18 protein-coding genes are annotated in these 19,550 nt (G+C 74.2%); 11 read left to right on the top strand and 7 right to left on the bottom strand.

The window, feature by feature from the left end:
* The first annotated feature begins 244 nt into the window (after positions 1 to 244).
* From EMA09_RS10230 to EMA09_RS10220, 3 genes are read left to right on the top strand one after another with little or no spacing between them, the layout of a single operon-like run.
* The gene (locus EMA09_RS10230) at positions 245 to 769 is read left to right on the top strand and encodes a PadR family transcriptional regulator (protein ID WP_129840758.1); all 525 of its coding nucleotides are present in this window, start codon (positions 245 to 247) and stop codon (positions 767 to 769) included.
* Positions 766 to 1,470: an ABC transporter ATP-binding protein gene (locus tag EMA09_RS10225; protein ID WP_129840757.1), complete on the top strand. Its 705-nt coding sequence runs from the start codon at positions 766 to 768 to the stop codon at positions 1,468 to 1,470. Before EMA09_RS10230 ends, EMA09_RS10225 begins: the two co-directional genes overlap by 4 nt.
* On the top strand, positions 1,467 to 3,803 hold the full coding sequence (locus EMA09_RS10220) for an FtsX-like permease family protein (RefSeq protein WP_129840756.1): 2,337 nt from the start codon (positions 1,467 to 1,469) through the stop codon (positions 3,801 to 3,803). The genes EMA09_RS10225 and EMA09_RS10220 overlap by 4 nt, the downstream gene beginning before the upstream one ends.
* Before the next feature lie 61 nt (positions 3,804 to 3,864).
* On the opposite strand, the gene EMA09_RS10215 is transcribed toward EMA09_RS10220, so the two are convergent.
* A complete protein-coding gene (locus EMA09_RS10215) occupies positions 3,865 to 5,661 on the bottom strand; it encodes a hypothetical protein (RefSeq protein ID WP_129840755.1) in 1,797 nt (598 codons plus the stop codon).
* Positions 5,662 to 5,734: 73 nt separating this feature from the next.
* Between EMA09_RS10215 and EMA09_RS10210 the strand changes: the two genes are divergently transcribed.
* The 4 genes from EMA09_RS10210 (at position 5,735) to EMA09_RS10195 (ending at position 11,331) form a co-directional block, all read left to right on the top strand.
* Positions 5,735 to 7,120 (top strand): serine/threonine-protein kinase, encoded by a 1,386-nt coding sequence (locus EMA09_RS10210; protein WP_129840754.1) that lies wholly within the window; start codon positions 5,735 to 5,737, stop codon positions 7,118 to 7,120.
* Between the two features lie 23 nt (positions 7,121 to 7,143).
* Positions 7,144 to 8,538: a class II fumarate hydratase gene (locus EMA09_RS10205; protein ID WP_129840753.1), complete on the top strand. Its 1,395-nt coding sequence runs from the start codon at positions 7,144 to 7,146 to the stop codon at positions 8,536 to 8,538.
* 59 nt (positions 8,539 to 8,597) lie between these two features.
* Entirely contained in the window at positions 8,598 to 9,338 is a 741-nt protein-coding gene (locus EMA09_RS10200) for a DUF402 domain-containing protein (RefSeq protein ID WP_129840752.1), read from the top strand.
* A 109-nt stretch (positions 9,339 to 9,447) separates the two neighbouring features.
* Entirely contained in the window at positions 9,448 to 11,331 is a 1,884-nt protein-coding gene (locus tag EMA09_RS10195) for a SpoIIE family protein phosphatase (protein ID WP_240796334.1), read from the top strand.
* 53 nt (positions 11,332 to 11,384) lie between these two features.
* Here EMA09_RS10195 and EMA09_RS10190 read toward each other — a convergent pair whose 3' ends face one another.
* On the bottom strand, positions 11,385 to 11,939 hold the full coding sequence (locus EMA09_RS10190) for a peroxiredoxin (protein WP_129840751.1): 555 nt from the start codon (positions 11,937 to 11,939) through the stop codon (positions 11,385 to 11,387).
* A gap of 278 nt (positions 11,940 to 12,217) precedes the next feature.
* Between EMA09_RS10190 and EMA09_RS10185 the strand changes: the two genes are divergently transcribed.
* Complete coding sequence (locus tag EMA09_RS10185) at positions 12,218 to 12,868, top strand: DUF1707 domain-containing protein (RefSeq protein ID WP_129840750.1); 651 nt, start codon at positions 12,218 to 12,220, stop codon at positions 12,866 to 12,868.
* Positions 12,869 to 13,061: 193 nt separating this feature from the next.
* Positions 13,062 to 13,427: a WhiB family transcriptional regulator gene (locus EMA09_RS10180; protein WP_129843949.1), complete on the top strand. Its 366-nt coding sequence runs from the start codon at positions 13,062 to 13,064 to the stop codon at positions 13,425 to 13,427.
* 146 nt (positions 13,428 to 13,573) lie between these two features.
* Here the strand turns inward: EMA09_RS10180 and glpX are convergent, their stop codons facing one another.
* Entirely contained in the window at positions 13,574 to 14,608 is a 1,035-nt protein-coding gene (gene glpX, locus EMA09_RS10175) for a class II fructose-bisphosphatase (RefSeq protein ID WP_129840749.1), read from the bottom strand.
* Positions 14,609 to 14,761: 153 nt separating this feature from the next.
* Between glpX and EMA09_RS10170 the strand changes: the two genes are divergently transcribed.
* Positions 14,762 to 15,430, top strand: a complete 669-nt coding sequence (locus EMA09_RS10170) for a DUF4245 domain-containing protein (protein WP_240796333.1) — start codon at positions 14,762 to 14,764, stop codon at positions 15,428 to 15,430.
* Between the two features lie 53 nt (positions 15,431 to 15,483).
* Here EMA09_RS10170 and EMA09_RS10165 read toward each other — a convergent pair whose 3' ends face one another.
* The 3 genes from EMA09_RS10165 to xseA form a co-directional block, all read right to left on the bottom strand.
* A complete protein-coding gene (locus EMA09_RS10165; protein ID WP_129840748.1) occupies positions 15,484 to 16,077 on the bottom strand; it encodes a malonic semialdehyde reductase in 594 nt (197 codons plus the stop codon).
* 64 nt (positions 16,078 to 16,141) lie between these two features.
* The gene (locus tag EMA09_RS10160) at positions 16,142 to 16,396 is read right to left on the bottom strand and encodes an exodeoxyribonuclease VII small subunit (protein WP_129843947.1); all 255 of its coding nucleotides are present in this window, start codon (positions 16,394 to 16,396) and stop codon (positions 16,142 to 16,144) included.
* Between the two features lie 44 nt (positions 16,397 to 16,440).
* Complete coding sequence (gene xseA / locus EMA09_RS10155; protein ID WP_129840747.1) at positions 16,441 to 17,682, bottom strand: exodeoxyribonuclease VII large subunit; 1,242 nt, start codon at positions 17,680 to 17,682, stop codon at positions 16,441 to 16,443.
* A gap of 113 nt (positions 17,683 to 17,795) precedes the next feature.
* Here xseA and EMA09_RS10150 point away from each other — a divergent pair, with 113 nt between their 5' ends.
* Positions 17,796 to 18,803 carry a 4-hydroxy-3-methylbut-2-enyl diphosphate reductase gene (locus tag EMA09_RS10150; protein WP_129840746.1) on the top strand — a complete coding sequence of 336 codons (1,008 nt, stop codon included), beginning with the start codon at positions 17,796 to 17,798 and terminating at the stop codon, positions 18,801 to 18,803.
* Here the strand turns inward: EMA09_RS10150 and EMA09_RS10145 are convergent.
* On the bottom strand, positions 18,800 to 19,297 hold the full coding sequence (locus EMA09_RS10145) for a DUF6542 domain-containing protein (protein ID WP_129840745.1): 498 nt from the start codon (positions 19,295 to 19,297) through the stop codon (positions 18,800 to 18,802). The two genes, EMA09_RS10150 and EMA09_RS10145, sit on opposite strands and share 4 nt — an antisense overlap.
* Positions 19,298 to 19,550 lie beyond the last annotated feature (253 nt).

Genomic DNA, 19,550 nt, shown 5'->3' with positions numbered 1-19,550 from the left:
CGCGCCCTCGTCCCGCTCCCGGGTCCGGTCGATGGTGCCGCCGAGCGGCGCTCCGTCCGGCTCCGGCGCCGGTCGATCGTTCACATCGCGCCCCCGTCCGTGTCGGCATCTCTGTGCCCGTTCGTAGCTTTTCCACGCTAGATGATCGGACGCGAGGGCGGGGGCCGGAGTTGCCAGACGGAGGCCGGGCGGGCCTCTCCACCGGTATGCACCACGCGTATACATCGCGTGTATAGTGCTCGGCATGTCTCTCAGCCACACCCTGCTCGGCCTCCTGGAAGCCGGACCACGCCATGGCTACGACCTGAAGCGCGCCTTCGACACCCACTTCGGCCACGACCGCAACCTGCACTACGGCCAGGTGTACGCCACCATGTCGCGGCTGCTGAAGAACGGTCTCGTCGAGGTGGACGGCGTGGAGTCCGGCGGCGGACCGGAGCGCAAGCGGTACGCCATCACCGACGCGGGCGTCACCGACGTCGCCGGCTGGCTCGCCCGGCCGGAGAAGCCCGAGCCGTACCTGCAGAGCCTCCTGTACACGAAGGTCGTCCTCGCGCTCCTCACCGAGCGGGACGCCAACGCGCTCCTCGACACGCAGCGCGCCGAGCACCTGCGCCTCATGCGCGAGCTGACCCGCCGCAAGACGCACGGCGACCTCGCCGACCAGCTCATCTGCGACCACGCACTCTTCCACCTCGAAGCCGACCTGCGCTGGCTCGAACTCACCGCGGCCCGCCTCGACCGGCTCGCACTGGAGATCCACACATGACCGACCAGACCTCCCGGCCGGACGCGCCCGCGCTGCTGTCCGCGACCGGACTGCACAAGACGTACGGCAGCACGCCCGCCCTCGCCGGCGCCGACTTCCGGATCCGTTCCGGCGAGGTGGTGGCCGTCATGGGGCCGTCGGGCTCCGGCAAGTCCACCCTGCTGCACTGCCTGTCCGGCATCGTGCGGCCGGACGAGGGCACCATCCACTACGCCGGCCGCGACCTCGCCGGCCTCTCCGACGCCGAGCGCAGCGCCCTGCGCTGCACGGACTTCGGGTTCGTCTTCCAGTTCGGGCAGCTCGTCCCCGAACTGACCTGCACGGAGAACGTCGCCCTGCCGCTGCGCCTCACCGGCACCCCGCGCAAGGAGGCCGAGCGCCGCGCCACCGAGTGGCTCGCGCGCCTGGAGGTCGACTCCGTGCGCCACCACCGGCCGGGCCAGATATCGGGCGGCCAGGGCCAGCGCGTCGCCGTGGCCCGCGCCCTGGTCAACGAGCCGCGCGTGCTGTTCGCCGACGAGCCGACCGGCGCCCTCGACTCACTCAACGGCGAGCGCGTCATGGAGCTGCTGGTGGCCGCCGCGAAGGACACCGGGGCCGCCGTCGTCCTCGTGACCCACGAGTCGCGCGTCGCCGCCTACTCGCACCGCGAGGTCGTCGTCCGTGACGGGCGCGCCCGCGACATGGCGGGGGCGGTGTGAGCGCGTTCGCGTCCTGGCGGCGCGACCTGGGCATCGGGGTCCGCTTCGCGCTGGCCGGCGGCCGGTCCGGCGCCGTCCGCACCGTCCTGACCGCGGTGGGTGTCGCGCTCGGGGTGGCGGTGCTGCTGCTGGCGGCGTCCGTCCCCGCCTTCCTCCAGGCCCGGTCCGACCGGGAGGACGCCCGTCAGCCGCACTGGGCGGACGTGACGATGGCGGCGGCGTCCGACACCGTCCGGTTCGACACCGCAAGCACCGAGTACCGCGGCGACCACATCGGCGGTCTGTGGCTCCAGCCGGACGCGGGCGCCCGTACGACGGCCGAACCGCCGCCCGGCGTGGACGCGTTCCCCGGCCCGGGGGAGATGGTCGTCTCACCCGCGCTCGGCCGCCTCCTGGACTCGGACGAGGGCGCGCTCCTCGCCGAGCGCCTGGACGCGACCCGCGTCGGCACCATCGCCCCGGACGGGCTGAGCGGCCCCGACGAGCTGTTCTACTACATCGGCACCGACACGCTCGCCGATGACGAGGAGTTCGGGGGACGCGTCCGTGACTGGGGCATGTCCATCTCGTCGGATCCCCTGGGACCCGAACTCACGCTCCTGATCGTCATCGGCTGCATCGTCCTGCTCATGCCCGTCGCGGTGTTCGTGGCCACCGCCGTGCGGATCGGCGGTGAGCGCCGCGACCGCCGGCTCGCCGCCCTCAGACTCCTCGGCGCCGACGCGGCCATGGCGCGGCGGACGGCGGCGGGCGAGGCGCTGACCGGAGCGGTCCTCGGCGTCCTCCTCGGCGCGGCGCTGTTCCTCGTCGCGCGTTCCCGGGCCGAGAGCGTCTCGCTCCGCGGGTACACCTCCTACTCGGCCGACCTCACGCCCGATCCGCTGCTCGCCGCGATCGTCGCCGTCGGCGTGCCGCTGACCTCGGTTCTCGTCACGCTGTTCGCCCTGCGCGGCGTCGTGATCGAACCGCTCGGCGTCGTCCGGCAGAGCGGTGACCGCCGCCTGCGCCTCACCTGGCGCGTCCTGCCCGGCGTCGTCGGGATCGCGCTGCTCGCGCCGTTCGTCGTCTCGTTCGAATCGACCAGCGCCGCGACGTTCGTCCAGGCCGGTTCCGGCGTGGTCCTGATCCTCATCAGCGCCACGGTGGTCCTGCCCTGGCTCGTCGAACGCGTCGTCGGCCGCCTGCGCGGCGGCCCCGTCCCCTGGCAGCTCGCCGTCCGCCGCCTCCAGCTCGGCAGCGGCCCGGCGGCACGGGCGGTCAGCGGCATCACGGTCGCCGTGGCGGGCGCGACGGCCCTGTCGATGCTGCTCGCGGGCTCGGAGGAGGACCAGACGACCGCCACGGGCGCGGACTCGTCCCGGGCGCAGATCGAGGTCACCGCGTACGGAACGAGCCAGGAGGAGGGCGAGCGGCTGGCGGACGACATGGCGGCCCAGGACGGGGTCACCGAGGCCCTGTTCACGCTGAGCGGCTACTTCACCACGGACACCAGCTACACGGAGGTCAGGATCGCCGACTGCGCCACCCTCGCGGAGATGATCCGCGTCGACGCGTGCGCGGACGGCGATGTCTTCCTCGCGGGCACCTCGGGCGAGGACGGCTCGTCGTACATTCCCGAGCCGGGCGAGACCGTCGTCCTGCCCGAGTCGTCGGACGAGGCCGCGACGCCCGTCGCCCCCGGCGACGAGGGCGGCACCTGGACCGTGCCCGCGTCGGCCGTGATCACCGAGCCGCGCGTCGATCCGGCGGGCAGCACGTACGAGGGCGTCTTCGCGACCCCGGCGGCCCTGGACAGAGAACTGCTCGACAGCCCTCTGACCACGGTCCTGGTGAGCGTGGACGCGGCCGACACGGACGTGCTGGAACGGGTGCGCAACGTCGCCTGGACGTACGGGCGGCAGGTCTCGACGTGGCAGATCCAGGACACGACCCAGTCCGAGGAGATCCACAGCATCAGGACCGGCCTGCTCGTCGGCGCCACCGCCGTGATGGTCCTCATCGCCGCCAGCATGATCGTCGCGACGGTCGAGCAGCTCAGGGAACGCAAGCGGCTGCTGTCCGTCCTGGTCGCCTTCGGCACGCGCCGCTCGACGCTCGGCCTCTCGGTGCTGTGGCAGTCCGCCGTCCCGGTGGCGCTCGGGCTGCTCGTCGCATCGGCGGTGGGCACGGGGCTCGGTGCCCTGCTGATGGGGATGGTGGACCTGCCGGTGGGGAACTGGTTCGCGTTCTGGCCGATGCTGGCCATGGGCGCGGGCATGATCGCCCTCGTCACCCTGGGAAGCCTGCCGGTCCTGTGGCGCCTGATGCGCCCGGACGGCCTGCGCACGGAGTGACACGGCGCCCGGTCCGGGGACGGCACGCACACGGTGCCCGTCCCGGACCGGGCGCGCCGGGTCAGCGGCTGTCCGCCGGCGCGTGCCGGTCGTCGCCGCCGGCCGACCCGCGCCAGGAGTCCAGCCGGCGGCGCAGCCGGCGGGCGTCCGTGCGGACCAGGCCGACCTCGTCCCGCGTCAGCGTGTCCTCCTCGGCGGCGAGCAGACGCTCGTACTCGGCGCGCATCCGCTGGACGTACTCCAGCCGCGATCCGCCCGCGGGCTCCGGCAGGTCCGCGAGGTCGTCGCCGAGGGAGACCAGCTCCTCCCGCCAGGCCAGCGCCGCCGCCCGCGCCTGCTCGCGCTCCCGGGCCGCCTCCGCGGCCGTCAGGGCGGCGAGCCGGCTCCGGCTCCGCTCCACGGCCCGCCGCCGCCGCTTGGGGCGCGACGCGCGGGCAGCCACCGCCAGCGCGAACCAGAACACGAGGACGCACGCCACCGCCAGCAGGTACGGGAGCAGCCCCGCCCAGTCCACGTCGAACGCGACCCCGCCGGGGCCGTCGGGGCTGTCCTCGGCCGCGACGACGGTCAGCAGCTCGTCCAGCGTGCCCTTGATGAAAGGGTCACCGTCCTGCGTCCACCGGGCCTCCTCCACGAAGCCCGTGCTGCCGGTGAGGGACAGGTCCGTTATGCGCCCGCCGTCGTACGGGGACACCAGGTACACCGCGGTGTCCGTCCCGTCGATCGAGAGCAGCTCGGCCAGGCCCGGTCCGGTCGCGGGCATCTCGTCCCCCATCCGCAGCTCCAGCACTTCCTCGGGCAGGAACGCCACCCGGAGCCACGGGTGCCACTCGGCCAGGCGCTCCTGGTAGTCGATGAGTTCCTCGTAAGTGGTGCGGCCGTCGGATATGCCCGGGTGGACGAAGACGCCGCCGTCCGCCAGCGTGCCGCGCGCCAGGTCAAGCGGGTCCCGGCCCACCGTCGCGGCCAGCAGTTCGAGCCGCTCCACGACCTCACCGGCCGGGACGTCCGTGCCGCCGGTGCCCCCCACGACTCCCTCGAGGTCGGCGTTGTCGAAGGGCAGGGCGGACCCGGCCACGACGGAGGGCGCGAAATACGTGCCATCCCAGCGCAGCAGCACCGCGGCCCCGTCCGGCGGCAGGTCGTCGAGCATCGACGAACGGGCCGCCTCGTCGTCGCCGCCGAGACCTGAGACGACGGCGACCCGTATCTCCGGGGCACCGACGAACGCGCCGGTGATGACGCTCGCGCCGATGTGCGGGAACGCCTCCTCAACCGCCGGGTCCACGAAGACGGGCTCCTCGCCGGTGGTGGAGGCCACCCAGGGGCGGAGGTCGCCGTCCAGCGCGTCCGGGAGGCTGAGCAGGAAGTCCCCCGTGCCGATGCCGGCGCGGGCCAGCTCCTCGTCCAGCAGGTCGTCCATGGAGACGCCGGCGGCCGTGACCGCCGCCGCCTCCCATGTCTCGGGGAGGTCGGACAGCGGGGTGTCCACCTCGCTGCGCACGATGTAGACGCCGGGCTCGCCCACGGCCGACGCCAGCCGCTCGGCCGCCGAGTCGTCCCGGCCGATGTCCTCCGTGACCAGCGCGACGCGGATCGGTGTCTCCGCGCGGGCGTACCGCGCGTTCATGAGGGCGACGGCCTCGTCGCTCGCGCCCTCGTACCCGTCGGCCACCCACACACCGGGGCCGTCCGCCAGGGCGGCGGCTGCCTCGTCGAGCTGACCGGCGGCCCGCGCGGGCGGGGCGGTCAGTGCTGCGGCCGCCAGCAGGACCGCGAGGACGGCCGCCACCAGGGCCGCGGCCCCGCCCCGCGACCACCCCCGCCCAGCCCCGACCGCCCGATCCCGTCCCCGCATTCGTGCCCCCTCGGCCACCCGCTGTGTCATCCTAAGCCGCGCCACCGACACCGCGTGGGGAACGGGGGAGACCATGGTGACGACCGGTGACACGCTGGAGGGCCGCTACCGGCTCGTCCGCAAACTCGGTGAGGGCGGCATGGGCCAGGTCTGGCGCGCCCACGACGAGCGGCTGCGGCGCGACGTCGCCCTCAAGACCGCGAGCGAGGGCGGGGACGCCGACCTCGTCGAGCGGCTGGAGCGCGAGGCCCTGGCCATCGCACGCCTCGCCCACCCGCACATCGTCACGGTCCACGACCTGTTCACCGGCGAGTTCGACGGCCGGCCCACCGTCTTCCTCGTGATGGAGCTGGTGCCGGGCCGTTCCCTGGACCGGCTGCTCGCCGACGACGGGCCGCCGCCGCTGCCGGACGTCCTGGAGTGGGCGGCGCAGATCGCCGACGCCCTCGCCGCGGCCCACGCGCCGGGCGTCCGCATCGTCCACCGGGACCTGAAGCCCGCCAACATCATGCTGACGCGCAACCGCGTCAAGCTCCTCGATTTCGGCATCGCCCGGTTCGCGGAAGGGCTGAGCGACCGGCAGCGCACGTCCCTGACCGCCACCGGCACGGCCATCGGCACGCCCGACTACATGGCGCCGGAACAGTGCCTCGGCGACCCCGTGGACGGCAGGACGGACCTGTACGCGCTGGGCTGCGTCCTGTTCCAGATGCTCACCGGGCGGACGGTGTTCGCGCCCGGCGGCACGGTGATGCAGGTCCTCTACCGGCATGTCCACGAGACGCCGCAGCGGCCAGGCGAGGTGCGGTCCGGCATACCGGCGGACGTCGAGGACCTCGTGCTGCGGCTCCTCGCCAAGCGGCCGGGGGACCGGCCGGCCCACGCGGCGGCCGTCCGGGACCGGCTCCGCGAGCTGGGCGCGCGCCTCGGTGCCCGCCCGTTGCGCGACCTGCCGACCCGTGACCTGCGCCACGGTCCGGCTCCCGAGCCGGAACCCGAACGGCAGCCCGAGCCGACGCCCGAGCCGGAACCCGAACCCGAACGGCAGCCCGAGCCGGCTCCCGAGCCCGAGCCGGCTCCCGAGCCGGAGCCGGAGCCGGAGCCCGAGTCCGAGCCCGTCCAGGACTCCGTGCCCGAGCCCGTCCCCGCACCCGCCCCGGCTCCCCTCCCGCGCCTCGCCGCCCGCCTGCGGCCCAGCGCCGCCGGCGCCCTCCGCACCCGCGTCGCCGCGGCCGAGGCCGCCGACACCCCCGCCGCCTGGGCCGCCGTCATCCCCGACCTCGCCCGCTACTACGGTCCCGACGGCTGGCCCACGCTGCGTGCCTGCGTACGCCTGGGCGCGTTCGGCTCGGCTCCCGAGGCCACCGCGCTCGCCGCCGAACTGCACCGGACGTACGGCGCGCTGCGCACCCGTCCCGCCCGCCGGGCGCTCGGTGGGAAGCGCCTCAACCTCGCCTGACCCCGCCGGGTAGATTCGTGGCCATGAGTGGTAGCAACGAATTCCGCATCGAGCACGACTCCATGGGCGAGGTGCGGGTACCGGCGGACGCGAAGTGGCGTGCGCAGACCCAGCGGGCCGTGGAGAACTTCCCCATCTCCGGACAGGGCATCGAGCGCGCGCACATCGCGGCCCTCGCCCGTATCAAGGCGGCGGCGGCCACCGTCAACGCCGAGCTGGGCGTCATCGAGAAGGACATGGCGGAGGCCATCGTCGCGGCCGCCGACGAGGTGGCCGAGGGCACCTGGGACGCCCACTTCCCGATCGACGTGTTCCAGACCGGCTCCGGCACGTCGTCGAACATGAACACCAACGAGGTGCTGGCCACCCTCGCCACCGAGCGCCTCGGCCGCCCGGTGCACCCCAACGACCACGTCAACGCCAGCCAGTCGTCGAACGACGTCTTCCCCTCGTCCATCCACATCGCGGCCACCGGTGCCGTCACCGGCGAGCTGATCCCGGCCCTCGGCCACCTCGCCGACGCGCTGGAGCGCAAGGGCGCCGAGTTCGCGGGCGTCGTCAAGTCCGGCCGCACCCACCTGATGGACGCGACGCCCGTCACGCTCGGCCAGGAGTTCAACGGGTACGCCGCGCAGATCCGGTACGGCGTCGAGCGGCTGGACGCCGCGCTGCCCCGCCTCGCGGAACTCCCCCTCGGCGGCACCGCCGTCGGCACCGGCATCAACACCCCGCCCGGCTTCTCCGCCGCCGTCATCGCCGAGGTCGCCCGCGTCACCGGCCTGCCGCTGACCGAGGCCCGCGACCACTTCGAGGCGCAGGGCGCGCGCGACGGCCTGGTCGAGACGTCCGGCCAGCTCCGCACGATCGCCGTGTCGCTCACCAAGATCTGCAACGACCTGCGCTGGATGTCCTCCGGGCCGCGCACCGGTCTCGCCGAGATCGCGCTGCCCGACCTCCAGCCCGGCTCGTCGATCATGCCCGGCAAGGTCAACCCGGTCATCCCCGAGGCCGTCCTCATGGTCGCCGCCCAGGTCATCGGCAACGACCTCACCGTCACCACCGCCGGCGCCGCGGGCAACTTCGAGCTGAACGTCATGCTCCCCGTCATCGCGAAGAACCTGCTGGAGTCGATCCGCCTCCTCGCGAACGCCTCCCGCCTCCTCGCCGACCGCACGGTGGACGGCATCACCGCCAACGCCGAACGCGCCCGGGAGTACGCCGAGTCCTCGCCGTCCGTCGTCACCCCCCTCAACCGCTACATCGGGTACGAGGAGGCGGCGAAGGTCGCCAAGCGCGCCCTGAAGGAGCGCAAGACCATCCGCGAGGCGGTCCTCGACGGCGGCTACGTCGAGCGCGGTGACCTCACGCTCGAACAGCTCGACGAGGCCTTGGACGTCCTCCGCATGACACACCCCTGACCCCACCCGTTCCGTCCGGATGCGCCCGCCGTCCGTGCCGTCCCCCATACCATGTGGAGATGACAACGGGAACGGACCGGACCGACAGGGACGGCGGCGCGCATCCGTGGCGCCCGGGCGACCAGATCCTGTGGCGCTACCGGGCCAACGGCGCGGGCGGCAGCGCGGGGCGGTTCCACATCTGCCGCCCCGTGACCGTCGTCCGCGACACCCCGGACCTCCTGGCCGTCTGGCTCGCCCCGGGCACCGAGTGCGTCAAGCCCGAGCTGGCGGACGGTACCCCCGTGCACCTGGAGCCCCTCGCCACCCGCTACACGAAGCCGCGGACGACCGTGCGGTCGCGCTGGTCCGGCGCCGGGGTGCTGAAGCTCGCGCGGCCGGGTGAGCCCTGGTCCGTGTGGCTCTTCTGGGACCGGCAGTGGTCCTTCAAGAACTGGTACGTCAACCTGGAGGAGCCCAGGCGCCGCTGGCCCGGTGGCGTCGACTCCGAGGACCACTTCCTCGACATCGCCGTCTACCCGGACCGGTGCTGGGAGTGGCGCGACGAGGACGAGTTCGCCCAGGCGCAGCAGGCGGGTCTGCTCGACGCCGAGCAGGCGGCGCGCATCGGGGCGGCCGGCCGCGCCGCGGTCCGGCTGATCACCGACTGGGGGCCGCCGTTCTCCGACAACTGGCCCGCCTGGCGCCCCGACCCGCGCTGGCCGACCCCGCGTCTCCCCGGGGACTGGGACCGGCCGGGAAGCGCGCTACCCGCCGGTACGGGCGCCGGACGGCTGCCCGATCACCCTCGGGCCTCTTGATAGCCCCCCCTGTCGCGACCGTAGGATCGGTCCCCACGACCGCACAACCGCACAACCCCCCACACCGCACGTCAGTTTCCGCAGTGCCAGCCTGGATGGACATCCCCTCGTGACGGACCCGACCCCACCGCAGCCCGCGGCTCGCACGGCGGACGTGACCACGTTCGCCGAGAGCCGGGCACTGCCGCACGCCCGCTCCGAGTCCGCCCCGTCGGAGCACCCGCCGATCCGGCCGCCGGCGGGAGGTCACGACGGCGGCGGGGCCGACGGTGACGGCGGCGGGATCAGGGAGGCCGACCGGCTGCGGTTCGTGGGGTCGGCGACCCGCCGCATCGCGCGCGGCATGGACCTGGACGAGATCGTGCTCGGGCTGTGCCGTTCCTCGGTCCCGACGTTCTCCGACGTGACGCTCGTCTACCTGCGCCACCCCCTCCCGGTCGGTGACGAACAGCCGGTCTCGCCCTGGGTGCTGAGGCTGCGGCGCAGTGACCGCATCCCGGAGCAGCTCGCGTTCGGCGGTTCGCGCGCGTCGGAGCGGCCCGCCGGGCTGCCGGCGCTGCTGGGCGACCCGACGCCCCAGGTCGAGGTGCGGGGCAACGGGCCGCTCGCCGAGGTGCTGCGCGGCGTCCGGCCGGTCTTCACCGAGTCCCAGGTGCCGCGCGCGGCGCTGCGGGAGCTCACCGGTGTCACGGACCTGCCCGACGGCCGGCGGGTCATCGTCGCGCCGCTGCGGGGGCGGCGGCGCGTGATCGGCGCCGCGGTGTTCGCGCGGACCCGGGACCGGGCCGCGTTCGAGCAGGAGGACCTCCAGGTCGCCGCGCAGCTCGCCACGCACTCCGCGCTCGGCGTGGACAAGGCCGTGCTCTACGGCCGTGAGGCGTCCATCGCGGACGAGCTCCAGCGCACGATGCTGCCGGACGACCTGCCCGAGCCGACCGGTGTGCGGCTGGCCAGCCGGTACCTGCCGGCCGCGCAGTCGGCGCGTGTCGGCGGCGACTGGTACGACACGATCCCCCTGCCGGGCAGCCGGGTCGCGCTGGTCGTCGGCGATGTGATGGGGCACTCCACGACATCCGCCGCGATCATGGGTCAGCTCCGGACGACCGTGCAGACCCTCGCCGGGCTCGACCTGCCGCCGCAGGAGGTCATGCACCACCTCGACGAGCAGGCACAGCGGCTCGGTACCGATCGCATGGCGACCTGCCTGTACGCCGTGTACGACCCGGTCGCGCACCGCATCACGGCCGCCAACGCCGGTCATCCACCGCCCGTCCTGCTGCACCAGGACGGCTCCACGGAGGTGCTCGAACTCCCGCCGAACGCCCCGATCGGTGTGGGCGGTGTCGACTTCGAGACGGTGGAGATCGACGCCCCGGCCGGCGCGACCCTCGTCCTGTACACGGACGGCCTGGTCGAGTCGCGTGCGCGGGACGTGTGGGCCGGTGTGGAGCAGTTGCGGGAGAAGCTGGCCGAGATCTCCCGCCTCACCCGGCCGGACGCCGCACTGCCGCTCGAACCGATGTGTGACGAGATCCTCGACATCGTCGGCCCGGGCGACCGGGACGACGACATCGCGATCCTCGCCGCGCGGTTCGAGGGCATCGCGCCGGAGGCCGTGGCGTTCCTGCGGCTCGAACCGAAGGCCGAGTCGGTCCGCGAGGCCCGCCGCCTGGTCCGCGAGAGCCTGGCCCGCTGGGACCTCCAGGAGATCGAGGACTCGGTGGAGCTGCTGGTCAGCGAGGTCGTCACGAACGCCGTCCGGTACGCGGAGCGGCCCGTCACCGTCCGGTTGCTGCGCACCGGTGTGCTGCGCTGCGAGGTCGGGGACGACGTGCCGCAGCTCCCGAGGCTGCGGCAGGCCGGCCCGGCCGACGAGGGAGGCCGCGGCCTGTACCTGGTGCAGCGGCTGGCGCGGAGCTGGGGCGCGACCCGGCTGAGCACGGGCAAGCTGGTGTGGTTCGAGGTCGCGGCCCCCGCGCCGGACACCGCCTGACCCCTCCGGTCCGGGCGCGGGGGACCGTGCCCGGACCGGAGGGAAGCGCCGGGTCAGGCTCCCGCGAGCAGGGCGCCGGCGTCGAGCGTGTCGTCGCCCCTGGTCCAGTCGCACGGGCACAGGGCGTCGGTCCGGAGGGCGTCGAGCACGCGCAGGACCTCCTTCGGGCTCCGGCCGACGGAGCCGTCCGTGACCATGCTGAACCGGATCGTGTCGTCCGGGTCGACGAGGAACACCGCGCGCTGGGGCAGCCCGTCGCGCCCGAGGATGCCGAGCGCCGAGCACAGTTCGCGGCGCACGTCCGACAGCATGGGGAACGGCAGGTCGCGCAGGTGCGGGTGGTCGCGGCGCCACGCGTGGTGGACGAACTCGGAGTCGAGGGAGAGACCGAGGACGTTGGCGCCGCGCTCGGTGAACTCCGGGTGCAGCCGGCCGAATGCGGCGATCTCCGTCGGGCAGACGAACGTGAAGTCCATCGGCCATGCGAAGACGGCCTTCCACGACCCGGCGTACGTCTTCTCCGTGACGCGGGTGAACTCCTCGCCGGCGCGCAGCGACACGCAGGCGGTCAGGTCGAACGGGGGGAACGGGTCGCCGACAGTGAGCACGGCGGTCTCCTCGGGGCGGTGGTCGGACAGGCTGTCTGATCGGGGACCGGAGGTGGTCCGTCACCTACCGTGCCACAGTCGTCACGGATTGTGGTAATCCGGTGTGCTTCCCGTGCTACATGCCGTGACCTGCGTGTTTCCGAGTGGCGGCGCCGAAGTGGGGGGCGGGTCTCAGGGGTGGCTCAGGGGCGGGTGGGGGAGAGGTCGGGGGTGCGTTCGGGGCATGTCCGGGGTGCCGGGTCTGGTCGCGATGTATCGCGTGTCGCTAGGCTGTCGGGGTGACAGCCGAGAAGCCGCCCGCCGTCCGGCTGGGCAAAGAGTCCCCGCCGCCGGTCCGCGCCTCCGACGGGGATCGCGACCGGGTCGCCGAGATCCTCGCCGAGGCGCTGGCCGAGGGGCGCATCGACGCCGATGAGCACGCCGAACGCGTCGACGCCGTCTACGCCGCCCGCACCGTGGACGAGCTGGGACCGCTGATCCGCGATCTGCCGGCCGGTCAGCCGCCCGCGCCGGCGCGGGCATCCGCCGGCGGCCCCGGCGCCGCACCGCCCCACGGCGGGCACGGCGCGCGGAACGTCGTCGCCGTCCTGAGCGGCGCCGCCCGGCGCGGACGCTGGAGCACCGGCGGCACGATCAACGCCGTCGCCGTCCTCGGCGGTGTCGAACTCGACTTCACCCAGGCGATGTTCGAGCAGCAGTACGTCACGGTCAACGCGGTCGCCCTCCTCGGCGGCATAGAGATCCGCGTCCCGGAGAACGTGTCGCTGCGCTGTGAGGGCACCGGCTTCCTCGGCGGATTCGAGGTGGAGGAGGCGGAGGCCGCCGACCCCGACGCGCCCGTCGTCATCGTGAAGGGCTGGGCGATCCTCGGCGGCGTGGACGCCAAGCCGGTCCGGGGCAAGCGGGTCAAGGACCTGCGCCGCGACTGACCGGTACGGCTGACGTGGCACGCCATGCCGTCGCTTTGTGCATAGACGTGCGCACAGCGGGTAGGGCTCGGGGGACCGTCACTCGTATGGCCGCAGGGTGGGAAGAGGGAAGCGCGCTGTCCTCCAGGACGGGTGAGGGTCCATCAGCCAGGAGCGACCCCCGTAGCCGCCGTCGTGTCAGGAGTTGACCGTGCTGCCATCGTCACCGCCACACGAGTCCCCGTGGTCCCCCGCTGCACCTGCCCAGCGCAGTCCGAAAGACCTGGCGGGTCCGTGGCACTCCGAGGCCGCGTGCCGCCGCGACGAGGCGGGCCTGTTCTTCGCGCCCTCCCAGGAGCCGACAGCCGCCCGCCTCTCGCGCGAGCAGGCCGCCAAGTCCGTGTGCGCCCGCTGCCCCGTGCTGCTCGAGTGCCGTGAGCACGCACTGCTCCAGCCCGAGCCGTACGGCGTGTGGGGCGGTCTGACGGCCGCCGAGCGCCGGGTCGTCCTCAGCCGCCGCCGGCGGCGCGAGACGGCGGCGCCGGGCGGCCGCACATCGGACATCCCCCGCATCGCCTAGGCCACGCCCGGGCGACACCGACGGGAGGTCGTCCCCCCGCCCGCGCGGCCGCCCTCCCGCGCCCTCCCGTCCGCCCCGCGTGCGCACCCGCGCCGCCGGCCGGCCGACCGGTCGCCCACCGGTCGGCCGGCCGGCGGCGCGCGCGGTCAGCCGGCGCGCCCGAAGTCGACCACGCTGTAGGCGCGCAGCTTGGACAGCCGGTGCGTCGAGTCGATCTGCCGGATCGTGCCCGAGCGGGACCGCATGACGAGCGACTGCGTCGTCGCGGTCTCCGCGCGGTAGCGCACCCCCCGCAGCAGCTCGCCGTCGGTCACCCCGGTGGCGACGAAGAAGACGTTCTCGCCGCGCACCAGGTCGTCCGTGAACAGCACCCGGTCGAGATCGTGGCCCGCCTCCAGCGCGGCGCGGCGCTCGTCCTCGTCCTTCGGCCACAGCTTGCCCTGGATCGTCCCGCCGAGGCACTTGAGGGCGCAGGCCGCGATGATGCCCTCCGGCGTGCCGCCGATCCCCAGCAGCAGATCGACGCCCGTGCCCTCGCGCACGGTCATGATGGCGCCCGCCACGTCGCCGTCCGCGATGAACTTGATCCGCGCCCCGCTCTCCCGCACCCGGCGGACGAGGCCCTCGTGCCGGGGCCGGTCGAGGATGACGACCGTCACGTCCTCCGGCGCGCCGCCCTTGGCCTTGGCGACCCGGCGGATGTTGACCTCGGGCGGCGCCTCGATGTCCACGTACTCGGCCGCCTCGGGGCCGGTCACGAGCTTGTCCATGTAGAAGACGGCGCTCGGGTCGAACATCGCGCCCCGCTCGGCGACCGCGAGGACGGAGACGGCGTTGTTCATGCCCTTGGCGGTGAGCGTCGTGCCGTCCACCGGGTCGACCGCCACATCGCACTCGGGTCCGGTGCCGTCCCCGACGCGCTCGCCGTTGTACAGCATGGGCGCCTCGTCCTTCTCGCCCTCGCCGATGACGACGACGCCGTTCATCGAGACGGTGGAGACGAGGGCGCGCATGGCGCGGACGGCCGCGCCGTCGGCGCCGTTCTTGTCGCCGCGCCCCACGTAGCGGCCGGACGCCATCGCGCCGGCCTCCGTGACGCGGACGAGTTCGAGCGCCAGGTTGCGGTCGGGTGCCTCGGGGCCGACATCGAGCGCGGCCGGTAGGTGGTGGTGATCGGTCATCGGGGGACGCACCTTTCTGGGCGGGACGCTGAGCGTTCTTCGACTGTAACCGCACGTCCTCCAGATGAGCGGCCCTGCCATCGTATGAGCGGAACGGTGGGAGCGGCAGGGGGCGGTGCGGGGGCGCGCGCGGCGGTGCGCGACGATGGCGGGGTGGAGAGTGACGAGTCGCAGGGCACCGGGGCTGAGCCGACCGCCCCCGGCGGGACATCCGCATCCGGGCCGGCCGCGGGGGACACCGCCGCCGGGGACACGCCGCCGCCGGCCGACCGGCGCGCGCAGCGGGCGCGGCTCCAGACCGTCCGCAACATGGTGCTGTCCATGGTCCTGGTGTGCGTCGGCGCCTTCGGATTCTGGCTGGTCATCCCGCACGACGAGTCGCAGGACCCGGTGCGGACCGTCGAGTACGACGTGGCCGCCGCGACGGCCGCCCGCGCCGCCCCCTACGGCCTGCTGGTCCCCGAGGGCCTGGACGACGACTGGCGCGCCACGGCCGTGCGCTACGACGCGCAGGGCGAGTTCGGCGCGACCTGGCGCCTCGGGTTCATGGACCCGGCCGACGAGTACGCCGCCCTCACGCAGGCCGCGCCCGCGGAGGGGCACGAGGAGGAGTTCGTCACCTCCGTGACGCGCGGCGCGGCGGACACCGGCCGGACGGAGACGGTCGCCGGCGCAGAGTGGGCGCGCTGGGAGGGGCCGAAGTACGACGCCCTGGTGCGCTTCCAGGACGACGGCGTCACGGTCGTCATGGGGACCGCGTCGTCCGAGCGGCTGGCCGGTCTCGCCGCCGCGCTCCGGGTGCAGCAGGCCGGGCAGGTCTGACCCAGGGACGGGAGCGGCCGGGCGCACGCCCGGCCGCGGCACGCCGCCCGTGCTCAGAGGGAGGTGACGGCCTCCGTCGCGTCCAGCCGGGGCTGACGCGGATTGTAGGCCATCTCGGAGGGCCGGCCGATGTTCACCAGGACCAGGGACTTCTGGCGGCCGTCGCCGAAGAACTCCTTGTCCAGGCCCTCCGCGTCGAAGCCCGTCATCGGGCCGGCGGCGAGGCCCGCGGCCCGCACGCCCAGCAGGAAGTAGCCGATCTGGAGGGCGGCGTTCAGCCGGGCGTCGGCCTCGCGGGCGTCACGGTCGCCGTACACGTCCTGCGCGAGGGTCGGGTACACCGGGAACAGCGTCGACAGCTTCTCGTGGAAGCAGAGGTCGGCGGAGAGGATCGCGGTGACCGGCGCGGCGGCGGTGTGCGGCCGGTTGCCCTCGGCGACGTGCGCGAGCAGGCGCCGCTTGGCCTCCTCGCTGCGGATGACGGTCACGCGCAGGGGGGAGATGTTGAACGCGGTCGGCGCAGGCTTGATCAGGTCGTAGATCTCGTGGATCTGCTCGTCGGTCACCGGTTCGTCGGTGAACGAGCGCGCGGTGTGCGCCTCGTGGAACAGGAGGTTCTGGGCGACGGCGTCGAGGCTGAGGGCCATCAGGGTGGTGCCTTTCCGAGGGGGGCCGACCCTCCTTGTTGACGGGTCAACCTGTCCCGTCATGCTATGCCTCGCCCGCGGTGGCCCTGTCCTGCTCTCCGGCGTCCCCGGCCTCCTCGCCGGTGCCCGCCGCGTGCTCCTCCTCGGCGGCGATCGCCGCGTCCAGCCGGGCACGCGCTCCCTCCAGCCACTGCCCGCAGATCCGCGCGAGCTCCTCGCCGCGCTCCCACAGGGCCAGGGACTCCTCCAGCGTCGCCCCACCTGCCTCCAGGCGGCGGACGACATCGACCAGCTCGTCCCGCGCCTGCTCGTAGCCCATCGCCGCGCCGCCCGGCTCCGCCCCGGTCCCCGACTCCGTCTCCGTCACGCCCGCCACCCTATGCCCGTCTCTGCCGGCTCATCCCCGACCCGTACACCGAACGCCCCGTCCGCCACGCGCGCCCGCAGCACGTCCCCCGGGGCGATGTCCCCGACGGCCCGCACGGCCGCCCCGTCCGTCCGCTGGAGGACCGCGTACCCCCGCTTCAGGGTCGCCGCGGGGGACAGCGCCACGACGCGCGCCCGCGTGTGCTCCACATCGGCCGCCGCCCGGTCCAGCAGATGCCCCAGCGTGCGCCGGGAGCGCGCGACGAGATCCGCGACCTGCTCCGCGCGCCCGTCCACCAGCCGGTGCGGCGCGGCCAGGGCGGGACGGCTCCGCGCCGCGGCGAGGCCCCGCTCCTCGCGGTCGACGCGCGACGCCAGCACCCGCCGCGCACGGTCCCGCAGCTCCCGCACGCGCGCCACCTCCTCGCCCACGTCCGGCACCACGCGCTTCGCCGCGTCCGTCGGCGTGGAGGCCCGCAGGTCGGCCACCAGGTCGAGCAGCGGCGCGTCCGGCTCGTGCCCGATGGCGGAGACGACGGGGGTCCCGCAGGCCGCGACGGCCCGCACCAGTTCCTCGTCGGAGAACGGCAGCAGGTCCTCCACGCTCCCGCCGCCGCGCGCCACCACGATCACGTCCACGGCCGGGTCGGCGTCCAGCTCGCGCACCGCCGCCACAACCTGCGGCACGGCGTGCACACCCTGGACGGCCACGTTCCGCACGGCGAAGCGGACGGCGGGCCAGCGGAGCCGCGCGTTCTCCAGGACGTCGCGCTCGGCCGCGGACGCGCGGCCCGTCACCAGCCCCACGCACCCCGGCAGGAACGGCAGCCGCCGCTTGCGCTCCGGGGCGAACAGCCCCTCGGCCGCGAGCTCCCGTTTCAGCCGCTCCAGCCGCAGCAGCAGCTCCCCCATGCCGACGGCCCTGATCTCCGTCGCGCGCAGCGACAGCTCACCGCGCGGCGCGTACCACTCGGGCTTGGCGTGCACGACGATCCGCGCGCCCTCGCGCATCACGTCGGCGACCTTGTCGAACACGGCCCGGTAGCACGTCACGCGCAGCGACACGTCCCGCGCCGGATCGCGCAGCGTGAGGAAGACCACCCCGAAGCCCGGGCGCCGGGACAGCTGCGTGATCTGCCCCTCCACCCACACGGCGCCGAGCCGGTCGATCCACCCTCCGATGAGCCGCGACACGTCCCCGACCGGGATCGGCGTCTCGGCGGACGTCGTAACTGCCATGCCCGCAACCTAACGCCCGCCACTGACAACGGACACCGCGCGACCCCCGCCCGCCCCCGGCGCGCTCCCCGCCGCGTTCCGGCCGCCCGAAACGCCCCCGTACGATGGGGCACATGGCCGATTCGACCGTCCCGACCGACCCGACCGACACCAAGCGCCGCGTCCTGCTCGCCGCGCCCCGGGGCTACTGCGCGGGCGTGGACCGGGCCGTCATCGCCGTCGAGCGCGCGCTCGAGCAGTACGGAGCGCCCATCTACGTGCGCCACGAGATCGTGCACAACAAGTACGTCGTCCGCACGCTGGAGAAGAAGGGCGCGATCTTCGTCGACGAGACGGCGGAGGTGCCCGAGGGCTCGATCGTCATCTTCTCCGCGCACGGCGTCGCCCCCGAGGTGCACCGGGAGGCCGAACGCGGCCGGCTCGCCACCATCGACGCGACCTGCCCGCTGGTCACCAAGGTCCACAAGGAGGCGGTCCGGTTCGCCCGCGAGGACTACGACATCCTCCTCATCGGCCACGACGGCCACGAGGAGGTCATCGGCACCAGCGGCGAGGCGCCCGAGCACATCACGCTCGTCGACGGCCCCGGCGATGTCGCGAACGTCGAGGTCCGCGACCCCGGCAAGGTCGTCTGGCTCTCCCAGACCACGCTGTCGGTGGACGAGACGATGGAGACGGTCTCGGCCCTCAAGGACCGCTTCCCCGCGCTGGTCGACCCGCCGAGCGACGACATCTGCTACGCCACCCAGAACCGGCAGACCGCGATCAAGCAGGTCGCCGCCGACGCGGATCTCGTCCTGGTCGTCGGCTCGAAGAACTCGTCCAACTCGGCCCGCATGGTCGAGGTGGCGCTCGGCGCCGGCGCGGCCGCCGCGTACCTCGTGGACGGCGCGGACGAGATCGACGAGCAGTGGCTCGCGGGCGTCACCACGGTGGGCGTCTCCTCGGGCGCCTCCGTGCCCGAGGTCCTCGTGGACGGCGTCCTGGAGTGGCTGGCCGCGCGGGGCTTCGGCGACGTCGAGGTCGTCCAGCCGATGCAGGAGCACATCCAGTTCTCCCTGCCGAAGGAGCTGCGCCGCGACCTGCGGGCCGAGGCCGCCGCGAAGGTGGCCGGCCGCTAACGGACGGCGGCGCGGCGCGCGCGCAGCCGGCGCCCGGCGACCAGCAGGACCCGGCGGACCAGGGTGATCAGCGCCGCGACGGCCGTCCCGGCGAAGACCCACGGCGCCCGCAGGGCCAGCTCCGTCACGGCGGTGACCAGCCCGCCGGTCGTGAGCAGCCCCGCGGCGAACGCGATCGGCGCCGCCACCGGGGCGAAGACCAGGTCGGCCGGGCGCACCCACAGGGCCGTCGCCGTCCCCGTGACGACGAACAGCACGCCGTACACCGTCGGCGCGCCGCCCAGCAGCTCGCAGAACCAGGCCGTTCCCGTCATCGACACCGTCGCCAGGACGCCGCAGCCGAGGCCGGTCAGCCGGGGGCGCGGCAGCCGCCGCGGCGTGCGCGGCTGGGGCCGGGCCGGTACGGCACCGGCCGGCCTGGGCACGCGCGCCCGCACCCGGGCCGCGCCGGGGGTGCGCCGAGGGTGTTGGGTCGTGTGCGTAGTGTGATCCACCGGACCACGGTAAGCCGGGGTGGGTCGGGAAAAGGGTGATGGACACGCTTGCGTGCCCATATGACTGTCATGCCCGCTGTCTCCGCCCGGCGGGGGGCCGTCCGTTCTCCTGTGCGATGCCCCTGCACGCCGGTCCCGGGAACCGGAGCGATCATGCCTGACGTCCCGTCATCGGGGGGTGGGAGAGAGCACGGTCATCCGCTCCCCCAGGTGAAGCAACGGGGGAAGGTGGCTCATGGCACGGCCTGCTGAT

This window comes from Streptomyces sp. RFCAC02 (genome assembly GCF_004193175.1).
Taxonomy (GTDB): Bacteria; Actinomycetota; Actinomycetes; order Streptomycetales; family Streptomycetaceae; genus Streptomyces.
This window is presented reverse-complemented; position numbering and strand designations above follow the sequence as displayed.